We start from the raw sequence: 24,078 nt of genomic DNA on the forward strand, positions 1-24,078 counted from the left end.
CGTGAAACCTCGTGGCTGGGTAGCTCAGTTGGTACGAGCGTCCGCCTGAAAAGCGGAAGGTCGCCGGTTCGACCCCGGCCCCAGCCACAACCGCCCTCACCAGGGCTTGAGCCCCTCTCCGACTCTCACCGGAGAGGGGCTCTTTCGTGTCGTCTGGCAGCGCCTAGTCGTCCCCGCCGCTTTGCCGTGAGCCGGAATTCCGGCTCGCACTGCGGGCCAGTTCGCTGCCGAGCAGCGTCACCTTGGCCACACCACGTGCCCAGCGCGGGGCGTCCCCCCGGGCCGCCCAGAAGACGCAGACACAGCCGCCGATGACGAGCAGGACGACGAGCGACAGTATGAGCACGAGCATGATGGACCCCGTTTTCGTGTGATGAACCGCGCCATCGTCTCAGGCGGGCCTCCCTCCGGCAGGCCCGGGCCGAGGGGCCGGCCTGGTCGGACCGCCCGAGACAAAAGCGTTAGCCACAAAAATCGGCGGGATGAGATCCTGGATCGCGTATGTCTACGCAATCCGCCCCCGCCCTCGGCGCCCTCGCCCCCCGCCTGACCGAGCTGTCCCTGCGCGACGCGCACCGGCTCGGGCGCAGGCTCGAAGGTGCGCGCAAGATCCGTAAGCCGGAGGCACGCGCCGCCGTGCTGGCCGAGATCGAGGCGGAGATCGGCAAGGCCGAGGAGCGGATGGCCGGGCGCCGCGCCCGCGTGCCCGGGATCACGTACCCCGAGCAGCTGCCGGTCAGCCAGAAGAAGGACGAGATCGCCGACGCCATCCGCGACCACCAGGTCGTGATCGTCGCCGGTGAGACCGGTTCCGGGAAGACCACGCAGATCCCGAAGATCTGCATGGAGCTCGGCCGCGGGGTCCGCGGCATGATCGGGCACACCCAGCCCCGCCGGATCGCCGCCCGCACCGTCGCCGAACGCGTGGCGGAGGAGCTGGACACCCCGCTGGGCGAGGCCGTCGGCTGGAAGGTCCGTTTCACGGACCAGGTCGACCCGGACGCCACGTTCGTCAAGCTCATGACGGACGGCATCCTGCTCGCCGAGATCCAGACCGACCGCGAGCTGCGCGCCTACGACACGATCATCATCGACGAGGCCCACGAGCGGTCCCTCAACATCGACTTCCTGCTGGGCTACCTCGCCCAGCTGCTGCCGAAGCGCCCCGACCTCAAGGTCGTCATCACCTCGGCCACCATCGACCCCGAGCGCTTCTCCCGGCACTTCGGCGACGCCCCGATCGTCGAGGTCAGCGGCCGTACGTACCCCGTGGAGGTCCGCTACCGGCCGCTCCTGGAGGAGGACGGCGACGACGCCGACCGCGACCAGATCACCGCGATCATCGACGCCGTCGAGGAGCTCCAGAAGGAGGGTCAGGGCGACATCCTGGTCTTCCTGTCGGGCGAGCGGGAGATCCGGGACACGGCCGACGCCCTGACCAAGAAGAACTACCGCTTCACGGAGATCCTGCCGCTCTACGCCCGGCTCTCCCACGCCGAACAGCATCGCGTCTTCCAGCCCCACACCGGACGCAGGATCGTTCTGGCCACGAACGTCGCGGAGACGTCCCTCACCGTCCCGGGCATCAAGTACGTCATCGACCCGGGCTTCGCACGGATCTCCCGCTACAGCCACCGCACCAAGGTCCAGCGCCTCCCCATCGAGCCGGTCTCCCAGGCCAGCGCCAACCAGCGCAAGGGCCGCTGCGGCCGTACGTCGGACGGCATCTGCATCCGCCTCTACAGCGAGGACGACTTCAACGCCCGCCCGGAGTTCACGGACGCGGAGATCCTCCGGACGAACCTCGCCTCCGTCATCCTGCAGATGACCGCGGCCGGCCTCGGCGACATCGAGAAGTTCCCCTTCATCGACCCGCCGGACCACCGCAACATCCGCGACGGCGTGCAACTCCTCCAGGAACTGGGCGCCCTCGACCCGGCGCAGAAGGACCCCCGCAAGCGGCTCACGGACACCGGCCGCAAGCTCGCCCAGCTGCCCGTCGACCCGCGGCTGGCCCGCATGGTCCTGGAGGCGGACAAGAACGGCTGTGTGCGCGAGGTCATGGTCATAGCCGCCGCGCTGTCCATCCAGGACCCCCGCGAGCGCCCCGCCGACAAGCAGACCCAGGCCGACCAGCAGCACGCCCGCTTCAAGGACGAGACCAGCGACTTCCTGGCCTACCTGAACCTCTGGCGCTACATCCGCGAGCAGCAGAAGGAGCGCGGCTCGTCCTCCTTCCGCCGGATGTGCAAGCAGGAGTACCTCAACTTCCTTCGCATCCGCGAATGGCAGGACATCTACAGCCAGCTGCGCACGGTCGCGAAGCAGATGGGCATCCACCTCAACGAGGACGATGCCCCGGCCGACCGCATCCACGTCTCCCTGCTCGCCGGCCTGCTGTCCCACATCGGGATGAAGGACGTGAAGGAGGGCGCGAAGAACGAGTACCTGGGCGCCCGCAACGCCAAGTTCGCGGTCTTCCCCGGCTCGGCCCTCTTCAAGAAGCCCCCGCGCTTCGTGATGTCCGCCGAACTCGTCGAGACCTCCCGCCTCTGGGCCCGGGTCAACGCCAAGATCGAGCCCGAGTGGGTCGAACCCCTCGCCGGCCACCTCCTCAAGCGCACCTACAGCGAGCCGCACTGGGAGAAGGACCAGGCAGCCGTGATGGCGTACGAGAAGGTCACGCTGTACGGCGTGCCGATCGTGGCCCAGCGGAAGGTCAACTACGGGCGGATCGACCCGGAGACCAGCCGCGAGCTGTTCATCCGGAACGCGCTCGTCGAGGGCGACTGGCGCACGCACCACAAGTTCTTCTCGGACAACCGCAGACTCCTCACCGAGGTCGAGGAGCTGGAGCACCGGGCCCGGCGCCGGGACATCCTGGTCGACGACGAGACGCTGTTCGACTTCTACGACCAGCGGATCCCCGAACACGTCGTCTCCGGCGCCCACTTCGACTCCTGGTGGAAGCACAAGCGCCACGAGCAGCCCGACTTCCTCGACTTCGAGCGCGAGATGCTCATCAACGAGAAGGCGGGCGAGGTCACCAAGGCGGACTATCCGGACTCCTGGCGGCAGGGGAACCTCAAGTTCCGCGTGACGTACCAGTTCGAGCCGGGCGCGGACGCGGACGGTGTGACCGTCCACATCCCGCTCCAGGTGCTCAACCAGGTCACGGACGAGGGCTTCGACTGGCAGATCCCGGGCCTGCGGGAGGAGCTCGTCACGGAGCTCATCCGGTCCCTGCCCAAACCGATCCGCCGCAACTACGTGCCCGCGCCGAACTACGCGAAGGCGTTCCTGGACAGGGCCGTCCCGCTCCAGGAACCGCTCACCACGACCATGACCCGCGAGTTGAGGCGCATGGTCGGGGTGCCCTTCGAGGCCGAGGACTTCGACTGGTCCAAGGTCCCCGACCACCTCAAGGTCACGTTCCGGATCGTCGACGAGCGGCGCCGCAAGCTCGCCGAGGACAAGGACCTGGAGGCGCTGAAGCTCAGACTCCGGCCGAAGGCCCGCAAGGCCCTCTCCCAGGCCGCGGCCGCGACGGCGGAACGCCAGGGCGGCGAGTCCCTGGAGCGCAAGGGCCTCACGGACTGGACGATCGGCACGCTCACCCGCGTCTTCGAGACCCGGCGGGCCGGCCAGCCGGTGAAGGCGTACCCGGCGCTGGTCGACGACGGCGACACCGTCTCCGTACGGCTCTTCGACACGGAGGCGGAACAGGCGCAGGCCATGTGGAAGGGCACCCGCCGCCTGATCCTGCGCAACATCCCGGTGAACCCGGCGAAGTTCGCCTCCGAGAAGCTGACGAACGCGCAGAAGCTGGCGCTGTCCGCGAATCCGCACGGCTCCGTCCAGGCGCTGTTCGACGACTGCGCGATGGCGGCCGCCGACCGGCTGATCGCGGACTTCGGCGGGCCGGCGTGGGACGAGGAGTCGTACCGGAAGCTGTACGACAAGGTGCGCGCCGAGATCGTCGACACGACCGTCCGCACCGTGGGCCAGGTGCAGCAGGTGCTGGCCGCCTGGCAGGCCTGTGAACGCCGTCTGAAGGCCGTACGCAGCCCCGCGCTGCTGCCGAACCTCCAGGACGTGCGGAAGCAGCTGGACGCCCTCGTGAAGCCCGGCTTCGTGACGGAGGCGGGTCTGCGCCGCATGCCGGACCTGATGCGCTACCTGGTGGCCGCGGACCGGCGTCTGACGCAGATGCCGACGAACGTCCAGCGGGACACCTCGCGGATGCAGAAGGTCCACGAGATGCAGGACGAGTACGCCTGGCTCCTGGAGCAGATGCCGCAGGGGAGGCCGGTGCCGTCGTCGGTCCTGGACATCCGCTGGATGATCGAGGAGCTCCGGGTCAGCTACTTCGCCCACGCGCTGGGCACGGCGTACCCCGTCTCCGACAAGCGGATCGTGAAGGCGATCGACGCGGCAGTGCCGTAATCACGTGCGCACGCAGGGTGAGTTCGACCAGGGCCCCACCCTCCTGTACAGTCTCTTCTCGCAGCGCAACGCAGAAATCGCGCCGCGAAACCTGGTCCTGTGGAGCAGTTTGGAGTGCTCGCCACCCTGTCAAGGTGGAGGCCGCGGGTTCAAATCCCGTCAGGACCGCAGTGAGAGAAAGAGGGCTCGCACCCCGCAAGGGGCGCGAGCCCTTTCTCGTGACCAACGACCGCGCTCCCTCGCCACCCTGCCGAGGTGGAGGCCGCGCCCGCGGCGCAGCCGCAATCAAGCACAGCAAATCCCGTCAGGACCGCAGTGAAAGAGCCCGGGTCTTCCGGATCCGGGCTCTTCTGTCGTCCGAGCTTCACTCGTCCGGACCTCCCGCATCCAAGTTCGTTTGTGCGCCCCTGACCTGTGCGATGCCCCCTCGGGGGCCCTCACGCCGTCTTGACGGCCTCTCGTTCCCTCGGTACCCAGAAACCAGGGCCGTTCCCGGTTCGGCCTTCCGGAGGTGGCGTATGGCGGCATCGGCTAGGCACGAGACGCGGGCCCTGCTCCGTGCACACCTGGCGGCCGCGTCGTCGTACCGGCATCTCACTCGCCACTGTCCGATCTGCCATCACCTGCTGCGGCTGGCGATGGAGTCCGCCCAGACCGCTCCACGCACCGCCCAGACCTCCCAGGAGCCCGTCGAGAACGAGAGTCCGGCGCGAGCCTGACCGAAGCCGGCCTCAACGCCCGTTCGTACACGGGGTGCTGGAGCCGGTGGCTCCACTACCGCACCCGCGGCGGAGCTAACAAGCCGCTCGGTATGTGACGGGTGTCACTGCATGAGTTTTGGAAAGTGCGGTACTTACACCCCGCCTACAACGGGTCAATTTAATATGTGCAATTGCACCCCTTCGACGGTGCCGCACACAAGGGATCCCACGCCCCTCCCCAGACTCCGACAAGGCCGCTCACAGCCACGCCACGAGACCGACAGCCGGCGCACAAAAAAGATCGCGCTGGACCCGGCGGAGTCCAGCGCGATCGACGACGCACCCTGTCATATGCCTGGAAAGCTCTGACTGGCGTGGGCGTGGGGCCTGTTGGGGCAGGACCCGCGTCGCTTGGAGCTGTGGTTCGGACGTCTCGGCTGATGGGGGACCAGCCGGTTCGCCCGGTTATTCAGTTGTTCAGGCCTCGCTGCGCTGCTGCGGAATGCCCGCGAGCAGAGCGCGGACCTCTGCCTCGCGGTAGCGGCGATGCCCGCCGAGCGTGCGGATCGACGTGAGCTTGCCGGCCTTCGCCCACCGCGTGACCGTCTTGGGGTCGACGCGGAACATGGTGGCGACCTCAGCCGGGGTCAGCAGCGGCTCGGCATCAGGGGTGCGAGCGGTCATGAGCGGCCTCCTCGGGAGAACCGAACCTTCTCGGTTCTTTCCTCTAAATTCTGCACCTTGACCCGCGTTGCCCGAAATGGCGGACGCGAGTCGAGTCGGTTATAGGACGAACGGCTTGTCCTCGGCACTACAACTACACCATCTGTCCAGCCGCGTCGGCCAAACCGATGGAATTGCCCTCCCAGGTGTTCATCAGCGACGGAAGCCGATGGACCATGCCATAGCGGACAGTCACGCCACTGTGACGATCAGTCACAGGGCGATCAGGAGTCACAAGACCCCCCAAAGCGTGCAATGCTGAGATTCCGCCCACAATGCAGCACAACGGGACGGAAGGAGCCCCCCGGACTCCTTGTCCTATTTTGGCATGAGGAGGGGCAAGGGGCGCAAGGGCCACGTACGTGTAGTCCGTCACGCTTGGCCTACTTGAGAGGTACGCCCGGATCGGGACCTACGTCCGTTGTTGACAAGGCTTCAGCGCACGCAGAGCGCTCTTCAGGAACGCCGGTGCGAGGACGTAACCCCAAAACGGGCGATACGTCAAACGCCTGTTCGTGACCGGTCACGAGCGGTCCGTAGGAACCGAAGGTCAGAGGTCAGTTCGCCGACCGCAGATCCCGCACGGAACGCCACCGGTCCACCAGGCGGGCGTACGCCTCCCCGGCCGCCGCCCCGTCGCCCCGGCGCAGCGCGGCGATCCCCTCGGCGACGTCCGCCGCCGAGTGGTCGTCCTCCAGCGCCCCGGCCGGCACGGCGTGCACCAGGCCGCCGTAGTCCAGCTCCACGAGCGAGCGCGGGTGGAACTCCTCCAGCCAGCGCCCGACGTCCACCAGGCCGTCGATCAGCGGCCCCTCGTCCATGGCCTCCTTCAGGGCCCGCAGGCCCCGGGCCACCCGGCGCCGGGCCTGGACCATGGGCGTGCGGTAGCGCAGCACCGGCGGGCTGTGCACGCTGTCGCCCTTGTCGTACTCGCGCTCCTCGTCGGAGACCAGCACGAACCAGTTGATCGGCACCTGCCAGGTCGCCGTACGGATCCACGGCCGGGCGTCCGGGTTGTCCGCCAGCCAGCGTTCGTAGTCCTGGGCCGCCTGGCGGCGCAGGAAGGGCGGCAGGACCGCGTCCAGGACGGGCGGCGGCAGCTCCTCGGAGAGCTCGTCCAGGGCCTGCCAGCCGCGCAGCCGGGTGCGCCAGGGGCAGACGCAGACGACGCCGTCGACGTCCAGCACGAAGGCGTCCTCGCTCTCGTGCACCGGCACGAGGACCGGCGGGGTGGGCGCCAAGTCGGCCAGGGCACGGCGGAGTTCGTCCTGGTACGAGGGACGGTCCGGACGGCGGGCGTAGCGGGCCCAGTGGCTGCGCTCCGGCTCGGCGAAGGCGGCCAGCGGCTCGTACACGCGCAGATAGGTCGCGTAGGGGACGATCACCGAGGACACCTTGGGCACGCCTGCTCCCTCCCCCGCGCACCGTCGCGAAAACCTGCGGAACCCACTCACAAACGCGCGGGAAATCTATGCAAATCGTCGCACGGGTGTACTCCGGTCGGAGGTGATCCTGAGCACTGTGCGGCCGGCGGGCCCACCAGGCTCTAATCTCATGCTCAGCAGCCCCCGCCACCCGCACGGGAGCTGGTCTCCACCCGCCGCAACTTACTCAGGAGTCACCACAGTGACCGACGTAACCGGCGCACCTGCTGATGTACTGCACACCCTGTTCCACTCGGACCAGGGGGGTCATGAGCAAGTCGTGCTCTGTCAGGACCGCGCGAGCGGCCTCAAGGCCGTCATCGCCATCCACTCCACCGCCCTGGGCCCCGCGCTCGGCGGTACGCGCTTCTACCCGTACGCGAACGAGGCCGAGGCGGTCGCCGACGCGCTGAACCTCGCCCGCGGGATGTCGTACAAGAACGCCATGGCCGGTCTCGACCACGGCGGCGGCAAGGCCGTGATCATCGGCGACCCGGAGCGGATCAAGAGCGAGGAGCTGCTCCTCGCCTACGGCCGGTTCGTCGCCTCCCTCGGCGGGCGCTACGTCACCGCCTGCGACGTCGGCACGTACGTCGCCGACATGGACGTGGTGGCCCGCGAGTGCCGCTGGACCACCGGCCGCTCCCCGGAGAACGGCGGCGCCGGGGACTCCTCCGTCCTCACCGCCTACGGCGTCTACCAGGGCATGCGGGCCTCCGCGCAGCACCTGTGGGGCGACCCGTCGCTGCGCGCGAAGCGGGTCGGCATCGCCGGCGTCGGCAAGGTCGGCCACCACCTGGTGGAGCACCTCGTGAAGGAGGGCGCCGAGGTCTTCGTCACTGACGTGCGCGAGGACGCCGTACGGCGGATCACCGAGCGGCACCGGGACGTCATGGCCGTGAAGGACACCGACGAGCTGATCCGCATCGACGGGCTGGGCATCTACGCCCCCTGCGCGCTGGGTGGGGCACTGGACGACGACACCGTGCCGGTGCTGACCGCCGAGGTGGTCTGCGGCGCGGCCAACAACCAGCTCGCCCACCCGGGCGTGGAGAAGGACCTCGCCGACCGCGGGATCCTCTACGCGCCGGACTACGTGGTGAACGCCGGCGGTGTCATCCAGGTGGCCGACGAACTGCACGGCTTCGACTTCGAGCGGTGCAAGGCGAAGGCGGCGAAGATCTTCGACACCACGCTGGCCATATTCGCACGTGCGAAGGAGGACGGTATTCCGCCGGCTGCCGCGGCCGACCGGATCGCCGAGCAGCGCATGCACGACGCGGCAGCGGCCCGCCGGGCGCGCTGATTCGGCAGCGCGCTCGCACGTTTGGCCGGTACCCGTCGGTGGGCAGTTAGAGAGAACTCTCACTTCTACCGGCGGGTCGACCGCCGAGAAGTGGTTAAAATCGCGGTTGACCAGCGAGGACGGGGCGCCTCGAAGGTCCTGGGCGCGGGCACGTCATACGGGCGACGTACCGTATGGGCGCGGGCTCAGGTACCGTGGAAGCCCTACGGGCCGGTCTCTCTGCGGAGAGGCCGTTCCGGACCATGAACGCGTGTCAAGACTCTGGGGCCGTCGAGCCCCGTCGTTGAGGGGGTCGAGCCATGGGGCGCGGCCGGGCCAAGGCCAAGCAGACGAAGGTCGCCCGCCAGCTGAAGTACAACAGCGGTGGGACTGACCTCTCACGCCTGGCCGAGGAGCTGGGTGCATCGCCTTCGAATCCGCAGCCGCCTAACGGCGGGCCGTTCGAGGACGATGATCAGGACGACGACCTGTACGCACGGTACGCCGACCTCTACGAGGACGACGACGAGGACGAGGACACCCAGTCCTCGCAGCATCGTCGCGGCGCTTGACCTTGCACTGAGCATTTGCCCGGTCGGTGACCTCGGTCACCGACCGGGTTCTGTGCTGCGTTCAGGTCTTCAGCCGGCGTAGTCACCGATCAGGGCGGCACCAGTGGTGTGCTCGCCCCTGTCCGTGATCTCTCCGGCCACCCAGGCGTCCACACCACGGTCGGCCAGGGTCGCCAGGGCCACGTCCGTGGACTCCTGCGGCACGATCGCGATCATGCCGACGCCCATGTTCAGGGTCTTCTCCAGCTCCAGGCGCTCGACCTGACCCGTCGTGCCGACGAGGTCGAAGATCGGGGCCGGGGTCCAGGTGGAGCGGTCGACGATCGCGTGCAGGTCGTCCGGGATGACCCGGGCCAGGTTCGCCGCGAGTCCGCCGCCGGTGACGTGGCTGAAGGCGTGCACCTCGGTGGTGCGCATCAGGGCCAGGCAGTCCAGCGAGTAGATCTTCGTCGGCTCCAGCAGTTCCTCGCCGAGGGTGCGGCCGAGCTCGTCGACGTGGGTGTCCAGCGCGAGGCCGGCCTGGTCGAGCAGGACGTGCCGGACGAGGGAGTACCCGTTCGAGTGAAGACCGGAGGACGCCATGGCGATCACCGCGTCACCCGTCCGGATACGATCCGCGCCGAGCAGCCGGTCGGCCTCCACGACGCCCGTACCGGCGCCGGCGACGTCGAAGTCGTCCTCGCCCAGCAGGCCCGGGTGCTCGGCCGTCTCGCCGCCGACCAGGGCGCAGCCGGCCAGCACACAGCCCTCGGCGATGCCCTTGACGATGGCTGCGACGCGCTCGGGGTGGACCTTGCCGACGCAGATGTAGTCGGTCATGAACAGCGGCTCGGCGCCACACACCACGATGTCGTCCATGACCATGGCGACCAGGTCGTGGCCGATCGTGTCGTAGACGCCCAGCCGGCGGGCGATGTCGACCTTGGTGCCGACGCCGTCCGTGGCGGAGGCGAGCAGGGGCCGCTCGTAGTTCTTCAGGGCGGAGGCGTCGAAGAGGCCGGCGAAGCCGCCGAGGCCGCCGAGGACCTCGGGGCGCTGGGCCTTCTTCACCCACTCCTTCATCAGCTCGACGGCGCGGTCGCCCGCTTCGATGTCGACGCCCGCGGCTGCGTAGCTGGCACCAGTTGTCTCAGACATGGCTAATGAGAACCTTCGTGTCGTACAGCAGGTTTTGCGGGCTGCCTACGGGCGGCGGATCGCGTCGGCGGCGGCCGTGGCGGCCGGGCCGGCGGCCAGCTCCGTCTCCAGGAGCTGCTTGCCGAGCAGCTCGGGGTCCGGGAGATCCATCGGGTACTCGCCGTCGAAGCAGGCGCGGCACAGGTTCGGCTTGGCGATGGTGGTCGCCTCGATCATGCCGTCGATGGAGATGTAGGCCAGGGAGTCGGCGCCCAGGGAGGTGCCGATCTCCTCGATCGTCATGCCGTTGGCGATGAGCTCGGCGCGGGTGGCGAAGTCGATGCCGAAGAAGCAGGGCCACTTCACGGGCGGCGAGGAGATCCGGATGTGGACCTCGGCGGCGCCCGCCTCGCGGAGCATGCGGACCAGGGCCCGCTGGGTGTTGCCGCGCACGATCGAGTCGTCGACGACGACCAGGCGCTTGCCCTTGATGACTTCCTTCAGCGGGTTCAGCTTCAGGCGGATGCCCAGCTGTCGGATGGTCTGCGAGGGCTGGATGAACGTACGGCCGACGTAGGCGTTCTTCACCAGGCCGGCGCCGAAGGGGATGCCGGAGGCCTCGGCATAACCGATGGCCGCCGGGGTGCCGGACTCCGGGGTCGCTATCACCAGGTCGGCCTCGACCGGGGACTCCTTCGCCAGGCGGCGGCCCATCTCCACGCGGGAGAGGTAGACGTTCCGGCCGGCGATGTCGGTGTCGGGACGGGCCAGGTACACGTACTCGAAGACACAGCCCTTGGGCTTCGCTTCCGCGAACCGGGACGTGCGCAGGCCGTTCTCGTCGATGGCGACGAACTCGCCCGGCTCTATCTCGCGGACGTAGGAGGCGCCGCAGATGTCGAGGGCCGCGGACTCGGAGGCCACGACCCAGCCGCGCTCCAGCCGGCCGAGGACCAGGGGGCGGATGCCCTGCGGGTCGCGGGCCGCGTACAGGGTGTGCTCGTCCATGAAGACGAGCGAGAAGGCGCCCTTGACCTGCGGGAGGACGCTGTGCGCGGCCTCCTCGATGGTCAGCGGCTTGCCGTCCTCGTCGACCTGGGCCGCGAGGAGCGCGGTGAGCAGGTCCGTGTCGTTGGTGGCCGCGACGCGCGGCGTACGGCCGCCTTCCTGCTTGGGCAGGTCGGCGACCATCTCGGCGAGCTGGGCGGTGTTGACGAGGTTGCCGTTGTGACCGAGCGCGATGGAGCCGTGTCCGGTCGCGCGGAAGGTCGGCTGGGCGTTCTCCCACACGGAGGCGCCGGTGGTCGAGTAGCGGGCGTGACCGACCGCGATGTGACCCTGGAGCGAACCGAGTGAGGTCTCGTCGAAGACCTGGGAGACCAGGCCCATGTCCTTGAAGACGAGGATCTGTGAGCCGTTGCTGACCGCGATTCCCGCGGATTCCTGGCCTCGATGCTGGAGGGCGTAGAGCCCGAAGTACGTGAGCTTGGCGACCTCTTCGCCCGGAGCCCAGACACCGAAGACGCCACAAGCGTCCTGGGGGCCCTTCTCACCGGGGAGCAGGTCGTGGTTGAGTCGTCCGTCACCACGTGGCACGCCACCGAGTGTAGGCGAGGTCGTCCACTGGTCCGAATTGGGGATACCGGACTTTTCAGTGGATCACCGCTCGGCGACGGCTCGCACACTCGTACCGTTTTCGCTGGTCAGCGTCAGGGTTTGGTGATCGACTCCGTACTTCAGCTTCCCGTCGAAAAGTCGCAGCAGGGCCTTCTCGTCGGACATGAGTGAGTCTTCGCACATCATTCGGGTCGTGGACGGGGGGCCGAGGGTGATATCGCCGTCGCGGACGGTGGCCTCGGCGTTCACCTTGTTGCAGCCGAGGCTGCCGGAGACCGTGCCCTTCTTCGCGTCGAAGGTGAGGTGGGCGCGGCCGTCGGTTTCCGGGGTCGTGACGGTCCACTTGGTGCCGCTCAGCGGGGCGTCCTTCGCCTTGGTCAGGCGGACGGTGTCGCCCTGGCCGGTGGTGAGGGTGAGGCGGTCGCCGTCCATCCGGGCCTCGAACTCCCGGCCGGAGAGCGTGCGGGCGAGGGTCTCCTCGAACTCCACGGGCGTGTTCTCGCAGGCCATCTGGGTGGACCTGGTCATGCCGAGCTTGACGCGGTCGCCGTCGACGGTGGCCTCGGCGCCGAACTTGTTGCAGCCGAGACTGCCCTCGGCCCGGCCCTTGTCGATGGTCACGTGGGCGCCGGTGGGGGCCTTCTGGGTCTTTCCGTCGGCGGTGACGCTGTCCACGCTCCACCGCACGCCTGTCACCGTCACCGGCTTCTCGGCACCGACCGAACCGCTGCCGCTGCCCGCCTTCTCGTTGCCGCAGGCCGCCATGAGCGGGACGAGCATGGCGGCGGCCGTCAGGGTCATGCGCTGCTTCTGCCTGTCCATGCCACTTCGACGGGGGACCCGGGGGGATCGGTTCCCCTTATGTCATCAGGGGCAGGTGGGCCGACAGATCCGCCCGCTCCCCGCTCGCGCTGACCTTGGCGTCCTCCAGAGCCTGCGCCCAGGACACCCGCCCGGTCGCGAGCCGGATCCAGGTCAGCGGGTCCGTCTCGACGACGTTGGGCGGCGTGCCGCGGGTGTGCCGGGGCCCCTCCACGCACTGCACCACCGCGTACGGCGGCACCCGCACCTCCGTCGAGCCGCCGGGGGCCTTCACGGCGAGCGCGTCGGCCAGCAGCCGGGTGCAGGCGGCCAGGGCCTGACGGTCGTAGGGGATGTCCAGGCCGGGGACGGCGGCGTTGAGGTCGTCGGTGTGGACGACGAGTTCGACGGTGCGGGTGACGAGGTAGTCGGCGAGGGTCATGGCGCCGGTGCGCGCGGCGAGGACGCGGGTGCCGGGGGCGGCCGCGAGCTTCTCGGCGAGGCGCTCCTCGGTCCTGTCGTACAGGGTGTCGAGGTCGGGGTTGGCCTCGGCGAGCTGCCGGGTGCCGTCGTCGATGTCGGCGGCTCGGACGGCGGTGGCGAAGGGCCAGTCGAGGAGGCCGAGTTCCGGTTTCGCCGGCTCGTCGCGGTCGAGGTTGCGGCTGACGGTCTCCACGGCCATGGTCACGTGGGCCGCCAGCTCCCGGACCGTCCAGTCACCGAGCCTGGTCGGCAGGTCGAGCTGCTCGGGGGTGAGGGTGCGGACGGCCTGCCGCACGTTCCCGAACTGGGCGAACACGGCCGCCTGGATCTTGACGGGATCGTAGCTGCGGGTGCGCTTCTTGGCCGGAGGCATGGGGGTCAGCCTAGAGCGACGGCCGCCGGCGGCGCCTCGAAGATCTCTCCGTTGCGCGGCACGCCGATTCCGCGCCAGGTGAAGGGCGCGCCCCGGGCCGCGTCCGGGTCCGGGCCGTCCATCAGCTGGAAGTGCAGGTGCGGCTCGGAGGAGTTGCCCGAGTTGCCGCAGCGGGCGATCGGCTGCCCGGCGCGGACGCGGTCGCCCTCGCGGACGGTGAGGGAGCCGCGCTGGAGATGGGCGTAGGCGGCGTGGGTGCCGTTGCCGAGGTCGAGGACGAGGTGGTTGCCGAGGATGCGCCCGGTGCCGGCCAGCTCGCGCACCGAGCCCTCAACGAGCAGCAGGTACAGCAACCCCGGCAGGGAGGTGCGGCTCAGGTGGTCGCGCTGCCCGTCGGCGGCCCGGACGACCGTGGCGTCGGCGACCGCGAGGATCGGGGCGCCGAAGGCCGGGAAGTCCTGGGGGCGGCGGGCGAGCGGCCACAGCCACCGGAAGGCGGGGCGGGCGCCCGGCTCGGGCTCGGCGAGGATGTCGATCGCGTATGTCTGACCGTGGGCGTGGACGCCGTGGCTCGGGGTGCGGTCGGCCGGGCTGTTCAGCGCGGACCAGCGGCCGGTGACCGGCGGATCGACCTCGACGGGCTCGCGGGCCGCCCGGGGGCTGTCCGGGGCACCGCCCCACCGGTTGGCGACGGTGACGACGACGTACGCCAGGACCAGCGGCAGGCAGTTCCACAGGGCGTGGTAGCCCCAGTCGAAGCAGATGTGCGCGACCACCAATGCGATGAAGGCCAGCTGCAGCCCCCGGAAAGCCACCATGCCGAGCTTGCGTGCGGACATCCTGTTCCCCCTCGACGCGCTTCTACGGACGGGCCGTCGCCAGCGCCACCAGCAGCGGTACGACCCGCCCCGGCGGCACCTCGTGGCGGCCCCGGCCGGTCGTGTGCAGCCAGCCGGTGCCGGTGAGCTGGCGCAGGTGGTGGTAGATCTGGCCGGTCGTGCCGACCTCGTCCAGCTCGGCGAGTTCCGCCGCGGTGCGCCGACCGCCGAGGATCTCGCGCAGCAGCCGGAGCCGGACCGGGTGGCCGAGGGCCGCGAACGACTCGGCGGCCGCCGTCCAGTCGCCCTCCAGCAGGTTTTCCGTGAGGGCGCCCAGCTGCCAGGCGTACTCCTCACCCGTCGGCAGCCGCACGGAGCCGGTGTACAGGACGCCTCCGTCGGTGGCCCCTGTCTCGGACAGTTGCTCCTTCAGCCCGTTCAGGGCCCAGAAGTCGCCGCCGTCCAGACGAGGTCCGGTGCGCTGGGCGCCTTCCAGTGCCGCCAGTCGGCGCTCCAGGTCGGCGACGCGTTGTTCGAGTTCCACGCCACCCGAGATTACGGAACTACGTAATTACGTTCAAGAGCGGAATCCGGACACGGCGAAGCCCCCGCCCGGCGGCCCGGACGAGGGCTTCGGAGCGAGTTGCCTACGCCAGCAGGGCCGGGATGGTCCCCTCGTGGAGCTCGCGCAGCTCGGAGAGGGGGAGCGTGAACTCGCCCTGGACGTCCACCGAGTCGCCGTCCACGACACCGATACGGGTGGCCGGCAGGCCCCGCGCACCGCACATGTCGTTGAAGCGGACCTCCTCCGAACGCGGCACGGCCACGACCGCGCGGCCCGCCGACTCGGAGAAGAGGAACGTGAAGGCGTCCAGACCGTCCGGGACGATCAGGCGCGCGCCCTTGCCGCCCAGCAGTGCCGACTCGACGACCGCCTGGATCAGACCGCCGTCGGAGAGGTCGTGCGCGGAGTCGATCATGCCGTCGCGGGAGGCGGCGATCAGGATCTCGGCGAGCAGCCGCTCGCGCTCCAGGTCGACCTTGGGCGGCAGACCACCGAGGTGGTCGTGCACGACCTGCGACCAGGCGGAACCGCCGAACTCCTCACGCGTGTCGCCGAGGAGGTAGAGCAGCTGCCCCTCCTCCTGGAAGGCGACCGGCGTGCGGCGGGCCACGTCGTCGATGACGCCCAGGACCGCGACCACCGGGGTCGGGTGGATGGCGGCCTCGCCCGTCTGGTTGTACAGGGAGACGTTGCCGCCGGTCACCGGGGTGCCGAGCTGCTGGCAGGCGTCCGCCAGACCGCGCACGGCCTCCGCGAACTGCCACATCACCGCCGGGTCCTCGGGCGAACCGAAGTTCAGGCAGTCGGACACGGCGAGCGGCTTGGCGCCCGTCGTGGCGACGTTGCGGTACGCCTCCGCCAGCGCCAGCTGCGCGCCCGCGTACGGGTCGAGCTTGGCGTACCGGCCGTTGCCGTCCGTGGCGAGGGCCACGCCGAGGCCGGTCTCCTCGTCGATGCGGATCATGCCGGAGTCCTCGGGCTGGGCGAGGACCGTGTTGCCCTGCACGAAGTGGTCGTACTGGGAGGTGATCCAGGACTTGGAGGCCTGGTTCGGGGAGCCGACCAGCTTCCGGACCTGGTCCTTCAGCTCCTCGCTCGTCGCCGGTCGCGGCAGCTTGTTCGCGTCGTCCGCCTGGAGGGCGTCCTGCCAGGACGGACGGGCGTACGGGCGCTCGTAGACCGGGCCCTCGTGGGCCACCGTGCGCGGGTCGACGTCGACGATCTTGCCGCCGTGCCAGTAGATCTCCAGGCGGTCGCCGTCGGTCACCTCACCGATGACGGTGGCGATGACGTCCCACTTCTCGCAGATCTCCAGGAAGCGGTCGACCTTCTCCGGCTCGACGACCGCGCACATGCGCTCCTGCGACTCGCTCATGAGGATCTCCTCGGGCGAGAGCGTGGAGTCGCGCAGCGGGACGTCGTCCAGCGTCACGCGCATGCCGCCCGAGCCGTTCGAGGCGAGCTCGGAGGTGGCGCAGGACAGGCCGGCCGCGCCGAGGTCCTGAATGCCGACGACCAGCTTCTCCTTGAAGGCCTCCAGGGTGCACTCGATGAGGAGCTTCTCCTGGAAGGGGTCGCCGACCTGGACGGCCGGGCGCTTGGAGGGCTTGGCGTCGTCGAAGGTCTCGGAGGCCAGGATGGAGGCGCCACCGATGCCGTCGCCGCCGGTGCGGGCCCCGTAGAGGATGACCTTGTTGCCCGCGCCGGACGCCTTCGCGAGGTGGATGTCCTCGTGCCGCATCACGCCGATGCATCCGGCGTTGACCAGGGGGTTGCCCTGGTAGCAGGAGTCGAAGACGACCTCGCCGCCGATGTTGGGCAGCCCCAGGCAGTTGCCGTAGCCGCCGATGCCCGCGACGACGCCCGGCAGGACGCGCTTGGTGTCGGGGTGGTCGGCGGCGCCGAAGCGCAGCGGGTCGACGACCGCGACCGGCCGGGCGCCCATGGCGATGATGTCGCGGACGATGCCGCCGACACCCGTGGCCGCGCCCTGGTAGGGCTCGACGTACGACGGGTGGTTGTGCGACTCGACCTTGAAGGTGACCGCGTAGCCCTGGCCGACGTCCACGACACCGGCGTTCTCGCCGATGCCGACGAGCAGGGCGTCGTTCTCGGGTGCCTTCTCGCCGAACTGGCGCAGGTGCACCTTGCTGCTCTTGTACGAGCAGTGCTCCGACCACATCACCGAGTACATGGCGAGCTCGGCCCCGGTGGGCCGGCGGCCGAGGATCTCGACCACGCGCTCGTACTCGTCCTTCTTCAGGCCCAGTTCGGCCCAGGGCAGCTCGACGTCGGGGGTCGCGGCCGCGTGCTCGACCGTGTCCAGAGGCGTCCGGCTCATGCGTTGACCAGCTTCTTGAGGATCGAGGTGAAGAACGGGAGGCCGTCGGTACGACCGGTGCCGATCAGCGGCTCGACGGCGTGCTCGGGGTGCGGCATGAGGCCTACGACGTTGCCGGCCTCGTTGGTGACGCCCGCGATGTCGTTGTTCGAGCCGTTGGGGTTGACGTCCAGGTACCGGAAGGCGACCCGGCCCTCGGCCTCCAGCGCGTCCAGCGTGTGCCGGTCGGCGACGTACTGCCCGTCGATGTTCTTCAGCGGGATGTGGATCTCCTGGCCGGCGGTGTAGTCGCTGGTCCAGGCCGTCTCGGCGTTCTCCACCCGCAGCTTCTGGTCGCGGCAGATGAAGTGCAGGTGGTTGTTGCGCAGCATCGTGCCGGGCAGCAGGTGGGCCTCGGTGAGGATCTGGAAGCCGTTGCAGATGCCGAGGACCGGGAGGCCGGCCTTCGCCTGCTCGATGAGCGGCTCCATGACCGGCGAGAAGCGGGCGATGGCCCCGGCGCGCAGATAGTCGCCGTAGGAGAAACCACCGCACAGCACCACGGCGTCGACCTGCTTGAGGTCCTTGTCCTTGTGCCACAGGGCGACCGGCTCGGCGCCCGCGAGGCGGATCGCGCGCTGCGTGTCCCGGTCGTCCAGACTGCCGGGGAAAGTGACGACGCCAATACGAGCGGTCACTTCACGGCCTCCGCGACTTCCTCGACCCGGACGGTGAAGTCCTCGATCACGGTGTTCGCGAGGAAGGACTCCGCAAGATCGTGAATGCGGGCGAGGGCGGCCTCGTCGACCGGCCCGTCAACTTCCAGTTCGAAACGCTTTCCCTGGCGGACGTCCGAGATCCCTTCGAAACCCAGCCGCGGCAGTGCGCGCTGCACCGCCTGGCCCTGGGGGTCGAGGATCTCCGGCTTGAGCATGACGTCGACTACGACGCGTGCCACTGGCACTCCCGGTGTGTGGTGCTGAGCAGGTTCCTTCAGACTACCCGCACAAAATTTCTACGCGCGTTGACTTGTAGGAAACTACGTGACGGTCATCACGATCCTGCATCGACGGACCCACACGCGAAAATTTCCGGGAAAGATTCCGGGTCGACACCCGGAACCTATTGCGTTCGGACACGCGGGCAGATTTAGTCGGGTTTCACATTGCATTGTCAGGCACTGTAGAAATGAATTGGCAAGTGCCGCAGGAAGGGACCGATATTCGTGGCGCAGAAGGTCGTGGTCACTCTCTTTGACGACATCGACGGCTCGGAAGCGGCGGAAACGATCGCCTTCGGACTGGACGGCAAGTCGTACGAGATCGACCTGAACGAAGTCAATGCCGGCGAACTGCGGAAGGCGCTCGCGCCCTACGTGGAGGCCGGTCGCAAGCGGTCCCGCTCGGGCAGGGCGTACCGGCAGACGGAGGTCGCCCCCGACCCGTCGGCGGTGCGGGCCTGGGCCCAGGCCAACAAGATGGAGGTCCCCGCGCGCGGGCGCATCCCCAAGAAGGTCTACGAGGCGTTCACCGCCGCGCAGTGAACAGCCCGGTGAGCCCGGCCGGACGACCGGTCACGCGCCCCTCGCGGCAACCGACTTGCGCAGCACCCCGGCTGATCAGCTAGAGTCTGGAGCACGCCGAGGGGCGAGGCCGAAAGGCCCGGCTCACGGAAACATGCGGGTGTAGTTCAGTAGTAGAACATCCCCCTTCCAGGGGGAAGGCGCAGTGTGCGATTCCTGTCACCCGCTCTGCATCGCCAGTACCTACCACTCTGGTGGATCAGGTAGGCTGGTGCCCGCACCGATCGGTGAGAGCCGGTCGGGAGCACATGCGGACGTAGCTCAGTTGGTAGAGCGCAACCTTGCCAAGGTTGAGGTCGCGAGTTCGAGCCTCGTCGTCCGCTCGGGAATGAGACCCCGGTCCTGATGGACCGGGGTCTTCTTCGTGTTTCCCTCTCCGCTTCTGACATTTGTCATGCCGACTGATGACAGCGCGCACTGCTCCCGGAACCACGGGGCCGGAACGCTGAGGACATGGAAACCAACGGACACGAACACGTGATTGAGGTCACTGACCTGCGGCGTGTGTACGGGGGCGGGTTCGAGGCGGTAAGCGGAATCACCTTTTCCGTAGGACGCGGGGAGATCTTCGCCCTGCTGGGCACCAACGGCGCGGGCAAGACGTCGACCGTCGAACTGCTGGAGGGACTCGCGGCGCCGGCGGGCGGCAGGGTGCGGGTCCTCGGGCACGACCCGTACACCGACCGGGCCCTCGTACGGCCGCGCACCGGCGTGATGCTCCAGGAGGGAGGCTTCCCGTCGGAGCTGACCGTCGCGGAGACCGCGCGGATGTGGGCGGGGTGTGTGAGCGGGGCGCGGCCACCGGCGGAGGTCCTGGCGCTGGTCGGGCTCGAGTCGAAGGCCGGCATCCGGGTCAAGCAGTTGTCCGGCGGCCAGCGGCGCCGGCTGGATCTGGCGCTCGCGCTGCTCGGCGACCCCGAGGTGCTCTTCCTGGACGAGCCGACCACCGGGCTGGACGCCGAAGGCCGCCGCGACACCTGGGAGTTGGTGAGCGCGCTGCGCGACGGCGGAACGACCGTGCTGCTGACCACGCACTACCTGGAGGAGGCCGAGACCCTCGCCGACCGGCTGGCGATCATGCACGAGGGTCGCGTCGCCACCACCGGGACCCCGGCCGAGGTGACCGCCGCCGAACCCTCGCGGATCTCCTTCGAGCTGCCCGAGGGCTACTTCGTGGGCGATCTCCCGCCGCTCGGCGAGCTGGGCGTGACCGGGCACGAGACCGACGGCCGGACCGTCCGGCTCCGCACCCACGAACTCCAGCGGACGGCCACCGGGCTGCTGATGTGGGCCGCGCGGGTCCGGGTGGAACTGCGCCGCCTGGACGTGCGGTCGGCCTCCCTTGAGGAGGCGTTCCTCAGGATCGCCAAGGAGGTCTCCGCGGAACAGGCCAGGGGGACGACGAAGGAGTACGCGGCATGAGCGCCACCCGGACGACGTCCCGCCCGGTGTCGGCGGCGACCACTCCACTGAGCCGGATGACAGCGCTCGCCCGTGCCGAACTGACCCTGCTCGGGCGGACCAGGGGGGCACTCGTCGCGGCGCTGTTCTTACCGCTGGTGATGCCGGTCAGCGTGCGGTCGGCGGCCAAGGAGATGGACCTCGCCGAAGCCGGGCTGAACACCGGCACGCTGGTGCTGCCCGCAGCGGTCGGCTTCTCCCTGCTGTTCGCCGTCTACTCGGTGCTCGTCGGCGCCCTCGTCGTCCGGCGTGAGGAACTCGTCCTCAAGCGGCTGCGCACCGGTGAGCTACGGGACGTCGAGATCCTGGCCGGTACGGCGCTGTCGGCAGTACTCATCGGGATCGTGCAGTGCCTGCTGCTGGCGGCGGGTTGCTCGGTCCTGCTGGATCTGTCCGCGCCGTCCGCGCCCCTTCTGGCCGTCGTCGGGCTGCTGTTGGGGCTCGTGATGTGCGCGGCCCTCGCCGCGGCCACCGCCGCCGTGACCAGGACCGGCGAGAGCGCCCAGGTCACGCCGATGCCGCTGATGCTCGTCTCGACGCTGGGCTCCGGCATGTTAGTCCCGCTGGAGCTGCTGCCGGACCGGGTGGCCTCCGTCTGCGAACTGCTGCCGCTGACGCCCGTCGTCACCCTGGTGCGCGGCGGCTGGACCGGCGATCTGTCGGCGTACGAGGCGCTGGGCGCCCTGGCGACGGCGATGGCCTGGATCGTCATCGCGGTGTTTGCTGTACGGCGGTGGTTCCGCTGGGAACCGCGGCGCTGACCGAAGGGGGAGTGACGGGCTGATGCGCGGGCCGGGCAGGTGGTGGCGGCGCAAGACCACGCCGGAGAAGGTCGAGACGTACACGCGGTGGTCGTTCCACTTCTTCGCGGTGATGGAGTTCTTCTCCGTCGGGCTCACGTCCGTGGCTCCGCTGGGGGCACGGCTGGGCGGCGTGGTGCTGGTGATGGTGGGTGTGCACGCCGTCTTCTGCTGCGTGACCGTCTCACGGTCGGTCGACTGGACGCGTGGCCGCAGGCCCCAGCCCGTACGGCTGATGTGGACCCTGGCGGCCGTCTCGGCGGCGGTCGCCGTCGCCGCGATCGGCATCGCCGAGCACGGGCCGGACGGCGAAAGCGTGGAAACCGCCGCGGGTGGGGTCTTCGGAGTCGTCCTGATCTTCAGTCCCGCCATCATCGCGCTCGGCGTCCGCGACCGGCGGCGGGTGTTCGGGATCACGGGCGGCTTCGCCGCGGGCTCCTGGGCCTCGGCGTTCGCGCTGGGCTTCTCCGCGCTCGCGGCACTGATCATGGCGGTGATCGTGCTGGTCGGCGGCATGTTCCTCGCCTTCACGGCCGCCTTCTCCGTGTGGCTCCTCAACGCCGTCTACGAACTCGACGAGGCCCGCGAGACCCGGGCCCGGCTCGCCGTCGCCGAGGAACGGCTGAGGTTCGGGCGGGATCTGCACGACGTCATGGGGCGCAACCTCGCCGTCATCGCGCTCAAGAGCGAGCTGGCCGTGCAGCTGGCCCAGCGAGGGCGACAGGAGGCCGTGGCGCAGATGGTCGAGGTGCAGCGGCTCGCCCGGGAGTCGCAGCGGGAGGTGCGCGAGGTCGTGCGCGGCTACCGCGAGGCCGACCTCGCGACGGAACTGGCCGGGGCGCAGGGCGTGCTGGCAGCGGCCGGCATCGAGTGCGCGGTGAGCGGGGCGACGCCGTCCGGGCTGCCGGTCGCGGTGCAGTCCGCCCTGGGATGGGTGGTCCGGGAGGCGGCGACGAACGTCCTGCGGCACGGGGACGCCCGTCGGTGCACGGTGAGGCTGCGGGTGCTGCAGGGGCGCGTGGTGCTGTCCGTGGAGAACGACGGGGTGAGCGAGGAGGCGACGGCCGGCGGCGGTTCCGGCTCCGGGCTCGCCGGGTTGCGGGGGCGGCTGGCGGAGATCGGCGGAGCGCTGGAGGCCCGGCCGGTGGGGAAGGGGCGGTTCCTGCTGACGGCCGAGGTTCCGCTGGCGTCGGGGCCTGCGCCTTCCGGCCCCGTCCCGGCCGCTGCCGCCGTGCGTGCTGTGAGTGAGGTCACGCCATGACGGCCGTAGAGCCGGTGCGGCTGCTGCTGGCCGATGACGAGCACCTCATTCGTGGGGCGCTCGCCGCGCTGCTGTCACTGGAGGACGACCTGATGGTCGTCGCCGAGGCGGCCACCGGGCCGGAGGCGTTGGCGATGGCCCGGGCGCACAAGCCCGACGTCGCCGTGCTGGATCTCCAGATGCCCGGCGCCGACGGTGTGAAGGTCGCCACATCACTGCGGACCGAACTGCCCGGGTGCAAGGTGCTCATCGTCACCAGCCACGGGCGGCCCGGGCATCTGAAGCGGGCGCTGGAGGCCGGGGTGCGGGGGTTCGTGCCGAAGACCGTGAGTGCGCAGCGGCTCGCGGAGCTCATTCGCACCGTGCACGCCGGGAACCGTTACGTCGACCCGGAGTTGGCCGCCGACGCGATCGCCGCCGGGGACTCGCCGCTGACCGCCCGGGAGGCCGAGGTGCTGGAGCTCGCGGCCGACGGTGCGCCCGTGGCGGAGATCGCGGAGCGGGCCGCGCTGTCGCAGGGGACCGTGCGGAACTACCTGTCGTCGGCCGTGTCGAAGCTGGGGGCGGAGAACCGGCATGCCGCGGTGCGGCTCGCGCGGGAGCGAGGTTGGGTATAGTGGTTCCCGCGCCACGGCGCAGGCGAACGTAGCTCAGTTGGTAGAGCGCAACCTTGCCAAGGTTGAGGTCGCGAGTTCGAACCTCGTCGTTCGCTCCAGCGAGAAGCCCCCCGGTTCCGGCCGGGGGGCTTCTCCGCGTCCTGCGTGCGGGTCCTACGTCCAGCTCATGCCGGTCAGGCGCTCGTACGCCTCCACGTACTTGGCGCGGGTGGCGTCGACGACCTGCTGCGGCAGCACGGGCGGCGGCTGCTCGCTCTTGCGGTCCCAGCCGGACTCCGCCGAGGTCAGCCAGTCGCGGACGTGCTGCTTGTCGTACGACGGCTGCGAGCGGCCCGGCTGCCACTGGTCGGCCGGCCAGAAGCGCGAGGAGTCCGCGGTGAGGACCTCGTCCGCGAGGACCAGGGTGTCGCCGTCGAAGCCGAACTCGAACTTCGTGTCCGCGAGGATGATGCCCCGGTCGCGGGCGATGTCCCGGCCCCGGGAGTAGACGGCGAGGGTCGCCTGGCGCAGCCGGGCGGCGGTGTCGGCGCCGACCTGGCGGGCGACCTCCTCGTAGGAGACGTTCTCGTCGTGGTCGCCGACGGCGGCCTTGGTGGCCGGGGTGAAGATCGGGGCGGGCAGTTCGCTGCCGTCGACCAGGCCCTCCGGCAGGGCGAGGCCGCAGACCGTGCGGGACTCGTTGTACTCGACCAGGCCCGAGCCGGTCAGGTAGCCGCGGGCCACGCACTCCACGGGGACCATCTGGAGCGACTTGCAGACGAGCGTGCGGCCCTCCCAGTCGGCGGGGGCGCCGGCCGGCAGTTCGGTGCTCAGGACGTGGTGGGGGATCAGGTCGGCGAGCTGGTCGAACCACCACAGGGAGAGCTGCGTGAGGATCCGGCCCTTGTCGGGGATCTCGGTCGGCAGCACCCAGTCGAATGCGGAGATGCGGTCGCTGGCAACCATCACGAGGTCGCCCGCCTCGTTCTGGTACAGCTCGCGCACCTTGCCGGTGTGCAGATGCACCAGGCCCGGAACCTGGATCGGCTCGGGCTTCTCTACGAATCCGGACACGGTTCCTCCCCGTGGTTCTGTCCAATGAGGTCGATTCTCCCGTATGCGGGGGTGATCGCG

The 24,078-nt window shown here is 69.7% G+C and carries 22 protein-coding genes and 5 tRNA genes; 14 read left to right on the plus strand and 13 right to left on the minus strand.

Annotated features, from left to right (window positions below; translation table 11 throughout):
* Positions 1 to 13: 13 nt before the first annotated feature.
* Positions 14 to 87 (plus strand) — tRNA-Phe (locus GTY47_RS26900).
* Between the two features lie 76 nt (positions 88 to 163).
* Here the strand turns inward: GTY47_RS26900 and GTY47_RS26905 are convergent.
* Positions 164 to 352, minus strand: coding sequence for a hypothetical protein (locus GTY47_RS26905; protein WP_010044996.1), 189 nt, complete (start codon positions 350 to 352; stop codon positions 164 to 166).
* 149 nt (positions 353 to 501) lie between these two features.
* Between GTY47_RS26905 and hrpA the strand changes: the two genes are divergently transcribed.
* The 3 genes from hrpA (at position 502) to GTY47_RS41260 (ending at position 5,165) form a co-directional block, all read left to right on the plus strand.
* Positions 502 to 4,446 (plus strand): ATP-dependent RNA helicase HrpA, encoded by a 3,945-nt coding sequence (hrpA, locus tag GTY47_RS26910; protein ID WP_010044997.1) that lies wholly within the window; start codon positions 502 to 504, stop codon positions 4,444 to 4,446.
* 93 nt (positions 4,447 to 4,539) lie between these two features.
* Positions 4,540 to 4,614 (plus strand) — tRNA-Asp (locus GTY47_RS26915).
* A gap of 350 nt (positions 4,615 to 4,964) precedes the next feature.
* A complete protein-coding gene (locus GTY47_RS41260) occupies positions 4,965 to 5,165 on the plus strand; it encodes a DUF6274 family protein (RefSeq protein WP_010044998.1) in 201 nt (66 codons plus the stop codon).
* Positions 5,166 to 5,624: 459 nt separating this feature from the next.
* Here GTY47_RS41260 and bldC read toward each other — a convergent pair whose 3' ends face one another.
* Positions 5,625 to 5,831: a developmental transcriptional regulator BldC gene (bldC, locus tag GTY47_RS26925; RefSeq protein WP_003949541.1), complete on the minus strand. Its 207-nt coding sequence runs from the start codon at positions 5,829 to 5,831 to the stop codon at positions 5,625 to 5,627.
* A 596-nt stretch (positions 5,832 to 6,427) separates the two neighbouring features.
* A complete protein-coding gene (locus GTY47_RS26930; protein ID WP_010045025.1) occupies positions 6,428 to 7,273 on the minus strand; it encodes a hypothetical protein in 846 nt (281 codons plus the stop codon).
* A 223-nt stretch (positions 7,274 to 7,496) separates the two neighbouring features.
* Here GTY47_RS26930 and GTY47_RS26935 point away from each other — a divergent pair, with 223 nt between their 5' ends.
* Together GTY47_RS26935 and GTY47_RS26940 are read left to right on the plus strand one after the other, a co-directional pair.
* Complete coding sequence (locus GTY47_RS26935; protein ID WP_029181534.1) at positions 7,497 to 8,600, plus strand: Glu/Leu/Phe/Val dehydrogenase dimerization domain-containing protein; 1,104 nt, start codon at positions 7,497 to 7,499, stop codon at positions 8,598 to 8,600.
* Between the two features lie 299 nt (positions 8,601 to 8,899).
* Positions 8,900 to 9,151: a DUF3073 domain-containing protein gene (locus GTY47_RS26940; protein WP_010045029.1), complete on the plus strand. Its 252-nt coding sequence runs from the start codon at positions 8,900 to 8,902 to the stop codon at positions 9,149 to 9,151.
* 69 nt (positions 9,152 to 9,220) lie between these two features.
* Here the strand turns inward: GTY47_RS26940 and purM are convergent, their stop codons facing one another.
* The 9 genes from purM to purS form a co-directional block, all read right to left on the minus strand.
* Positions 9,221 to 10,288, minus strand: a complete 1,068-nt coding sequence (gene purM, locus GTY47_RS26945) for a phosphoribosylformylglycinamidine cyclo-ligase (RefSeq protein ID WP_010045031.1) — start codon at positions 10,286 to 10,288, stop codon at positions 9,221 to 9,223.
* A gap of 45 nt (positions 10,289 to 10,333) precedes the next feature.
* Entirely contained in the window at positions 10,334 to 11,863 is a 1,530-nt protein-coding gene (gene purF / locus GTY47_RS26950; protein ID WP_010045033.1) for an amidophosphoribosyltransferase, read from the minus strand.
* 63 nt (positions 11,864 to 11,926) lie between these two features.
* Positions 11,927 to 12,706: an META domain-containing protein gene (locus GTY47_RS26955; RefSeq protein WP_010045035.1), complete on the minus strand. Its 780-nt coding sequence runs from the start codon at positions 12,704 to 12,706 to the stop codon at positions 11,927 to 11,929.
* A gap of 37 nt (positions 12,707 to 12,743) precedes the next feature.
* On the minus strand, positions 12,744 to 13,541 hold the full coding sequence (locus tag GTY47_RS26960; protein WP_010045036.1) for a maleylpyruvate isomerase family mycothiol-dependent enzyme: 798 nt from the start codon (positions 13,539 to 13,541) through the stop codon (positions 12,744 to 12,746).
* A gap of 5 nt (positions 13,542 to 13,546) precedes the next feature.
* Positions 13,547 to 14,380, minus strand: a complete 834-nt coding sequence (locus GTY47_RS26965; RefSeq protein WP_010045038.1) for a M23 family metallopeptidase — start codon at positions 14,378 to 14,380, stop codon at positions 13,547 to 13,549.
* Between the two features lie 22 nt (positions 14,381 to 14,402).
* Positions 14,403 to 14,903, minus strand: coding sequence for a winged helix-turn-helix domain-containing protein (locus GTY47_RS26970; RefSeq protein WP_010045041.1), 501 nt, complete (start codon positions 14,901 to 14,903; stop codon positions 14,403 to 14,405).
* 103 nt (positions 14,904 to 15,006) lie between these two features.
* Positions 15,007 to 17,265, minus strand: coding sequence for a phosphoribosylformylglycinamidine synthase subunit PurL (gene purL, locus GTY47_RS26975; protein ID WP_010045043.1), 2,259 nt, complete (start codon positions 17,263 to 17,265; stop codon positions 15,007 to 15,009).
* The gene (gene purQ, locus GTY47_RS26980; RefSeq protein WP_010045044.1) at positions 17,262 to 17,942 is read right to left on the minus strand and encodes a phosphoribosylformylglycinamidine synthase subunit PurQ; all 681 of its coding nucleotides are present in this window, start codon (positions 17,940 to 17,942) and stop codon (positions 17,262 to 17,264) included. Before purQ ends, purL begins: the two co-directional genes overlap by 4 nt.
* Complete coding sequence (gene purS, locus GTY47_RS26985) at positions 17,939 to 18,202, minus strand: phosphoribosylformylglycinamidine synthase subunit PurS (protein ID WP_010045045.1); 264 nt, start codon at positions 18,200 to 18,202, stop codon at positions 17,939 to 17,941. The genes purQ and purS overlap by 4 nt, the downstream gene beginning before the upstream one ends.
* Positions 18,203 to 18,469: 267 nt before the next feature.
* Between purS and GTY47_RS26990 the strand changes: the two genes are divergently transcribed.
* From GTY47_RS26990 to GTY47_RS27025, 8 genes are all read left to right on the plus strand, one after another.
* On the plus strand, positions 18,470 to 18,787 hold the full coding sequence (locus tag GTY47_RS26990) for an Lsr2 family protein (protein ID WP_010045046.1): 318 nt from the start codon (positions 18,470 to 18,472) through the stop codon (positions 18,785 to 18,787).
* Positions 18,788 to 18,922: 135 nt separating this feature from the next.
* A tRNA-Gly gene (locus GTY47_RS26995) sits at positions 18,923 to 18,994 on the plus strand.
* A gap of 82 nt (positions 18,995 to 19,076) precedes the next feature.
* A tRNA-Gly gene (locus GTY47_RS27000) sits at positions 19,077 to 19,149 on the plus strand.
* A gap of 130 nt (positions 19,150 to 19,279) precedes the next feature.
* Positions 19,280 to 20,248: an ABC transporter ATP-binding protein gene (locus GTY47_RS27005; RefSeq protein WP_010045047.1), complete on the plus strand. Its 969-nt coding sequence runs from the start codon at positions 19,280 to 19,282 to the stop codon at positions 20,246 to 20,248.
* Positions 20,245 to 21,048 (plus strand): ABC transporter permease, encoded by an 804-nt coding sequence (locus GTY47_RS27010; protein WP_010045049.1) that lies wholly within the window; start codon positions 20,245 to 20,247, stop codon positions 21,046 to 21,048. The genes GTY47_RS27005 and GTY47_RS27010 overlap by 4 nt, the downstream gene beginning before the upstream one ends.
* Positions 21,049 to 21,070: 22 nt before the next feature.
* Entirely contained in the window at positions 21,071 to 22,348 is a 1,278-nt protein-coding gene (locus GTY47_RS27015) for a histidine kinase (RefSeq protein ID WP_010045050.1), read from the plus strand.
* Positions 22,345 to 22,965 (plus strand): response regulator transcription factor, encoded by a 621-nt coding sequence (locus tag GTY47_RS27020; protein ID WP_010045051.1) that lies wholly within the window; start codon positions 22,345 to 22,347, stop codon positions 22,963 to 22,965. The genes GTY47_RS27015 and GTY47_RS27020 overlap by 4 nt, the downstream gene beginning before the upstream one ends.
* Positions 22,966 to 22,987: 22 nt before the next feature.
* Positions 22,988 to 23,063 (plus strand) — tRNA-Gly (locus GTY47_RS27025).
* Positions 23,064 to 23,118: 55 nt separating this feature from the next.
* On the opposite strand, the gene GTY47_RS27030 is transcribed toward GTY47_RS27025, so the two are convergent.
* Positions 23,119 to 24,018 (minus strand): phosphoribosylaminoimidazolesuccinocarboxamide synthase, encoded by a 900-nt coding sequence (locus GTY47_RS27030; RefSeq protein WP_010045054.1) that lies wholly within the window; start codon positions 24,016 to 24,018, stop codon positions 23,119 to 23,121.
* Positions 24,019 to 24,078: the final 60 nt, after the last annotated feature.

The sequence above is a fragment of the Streptomyces sp. SID5464 genome (assembly GCF_009862985.1).
Classification (GTDB): Bacteria; Actinomycetota; Actinomycetes; order Streptomycetales; family Streptomycetaceae; genus Streptomyces; species Streptomyces chartreusis_D.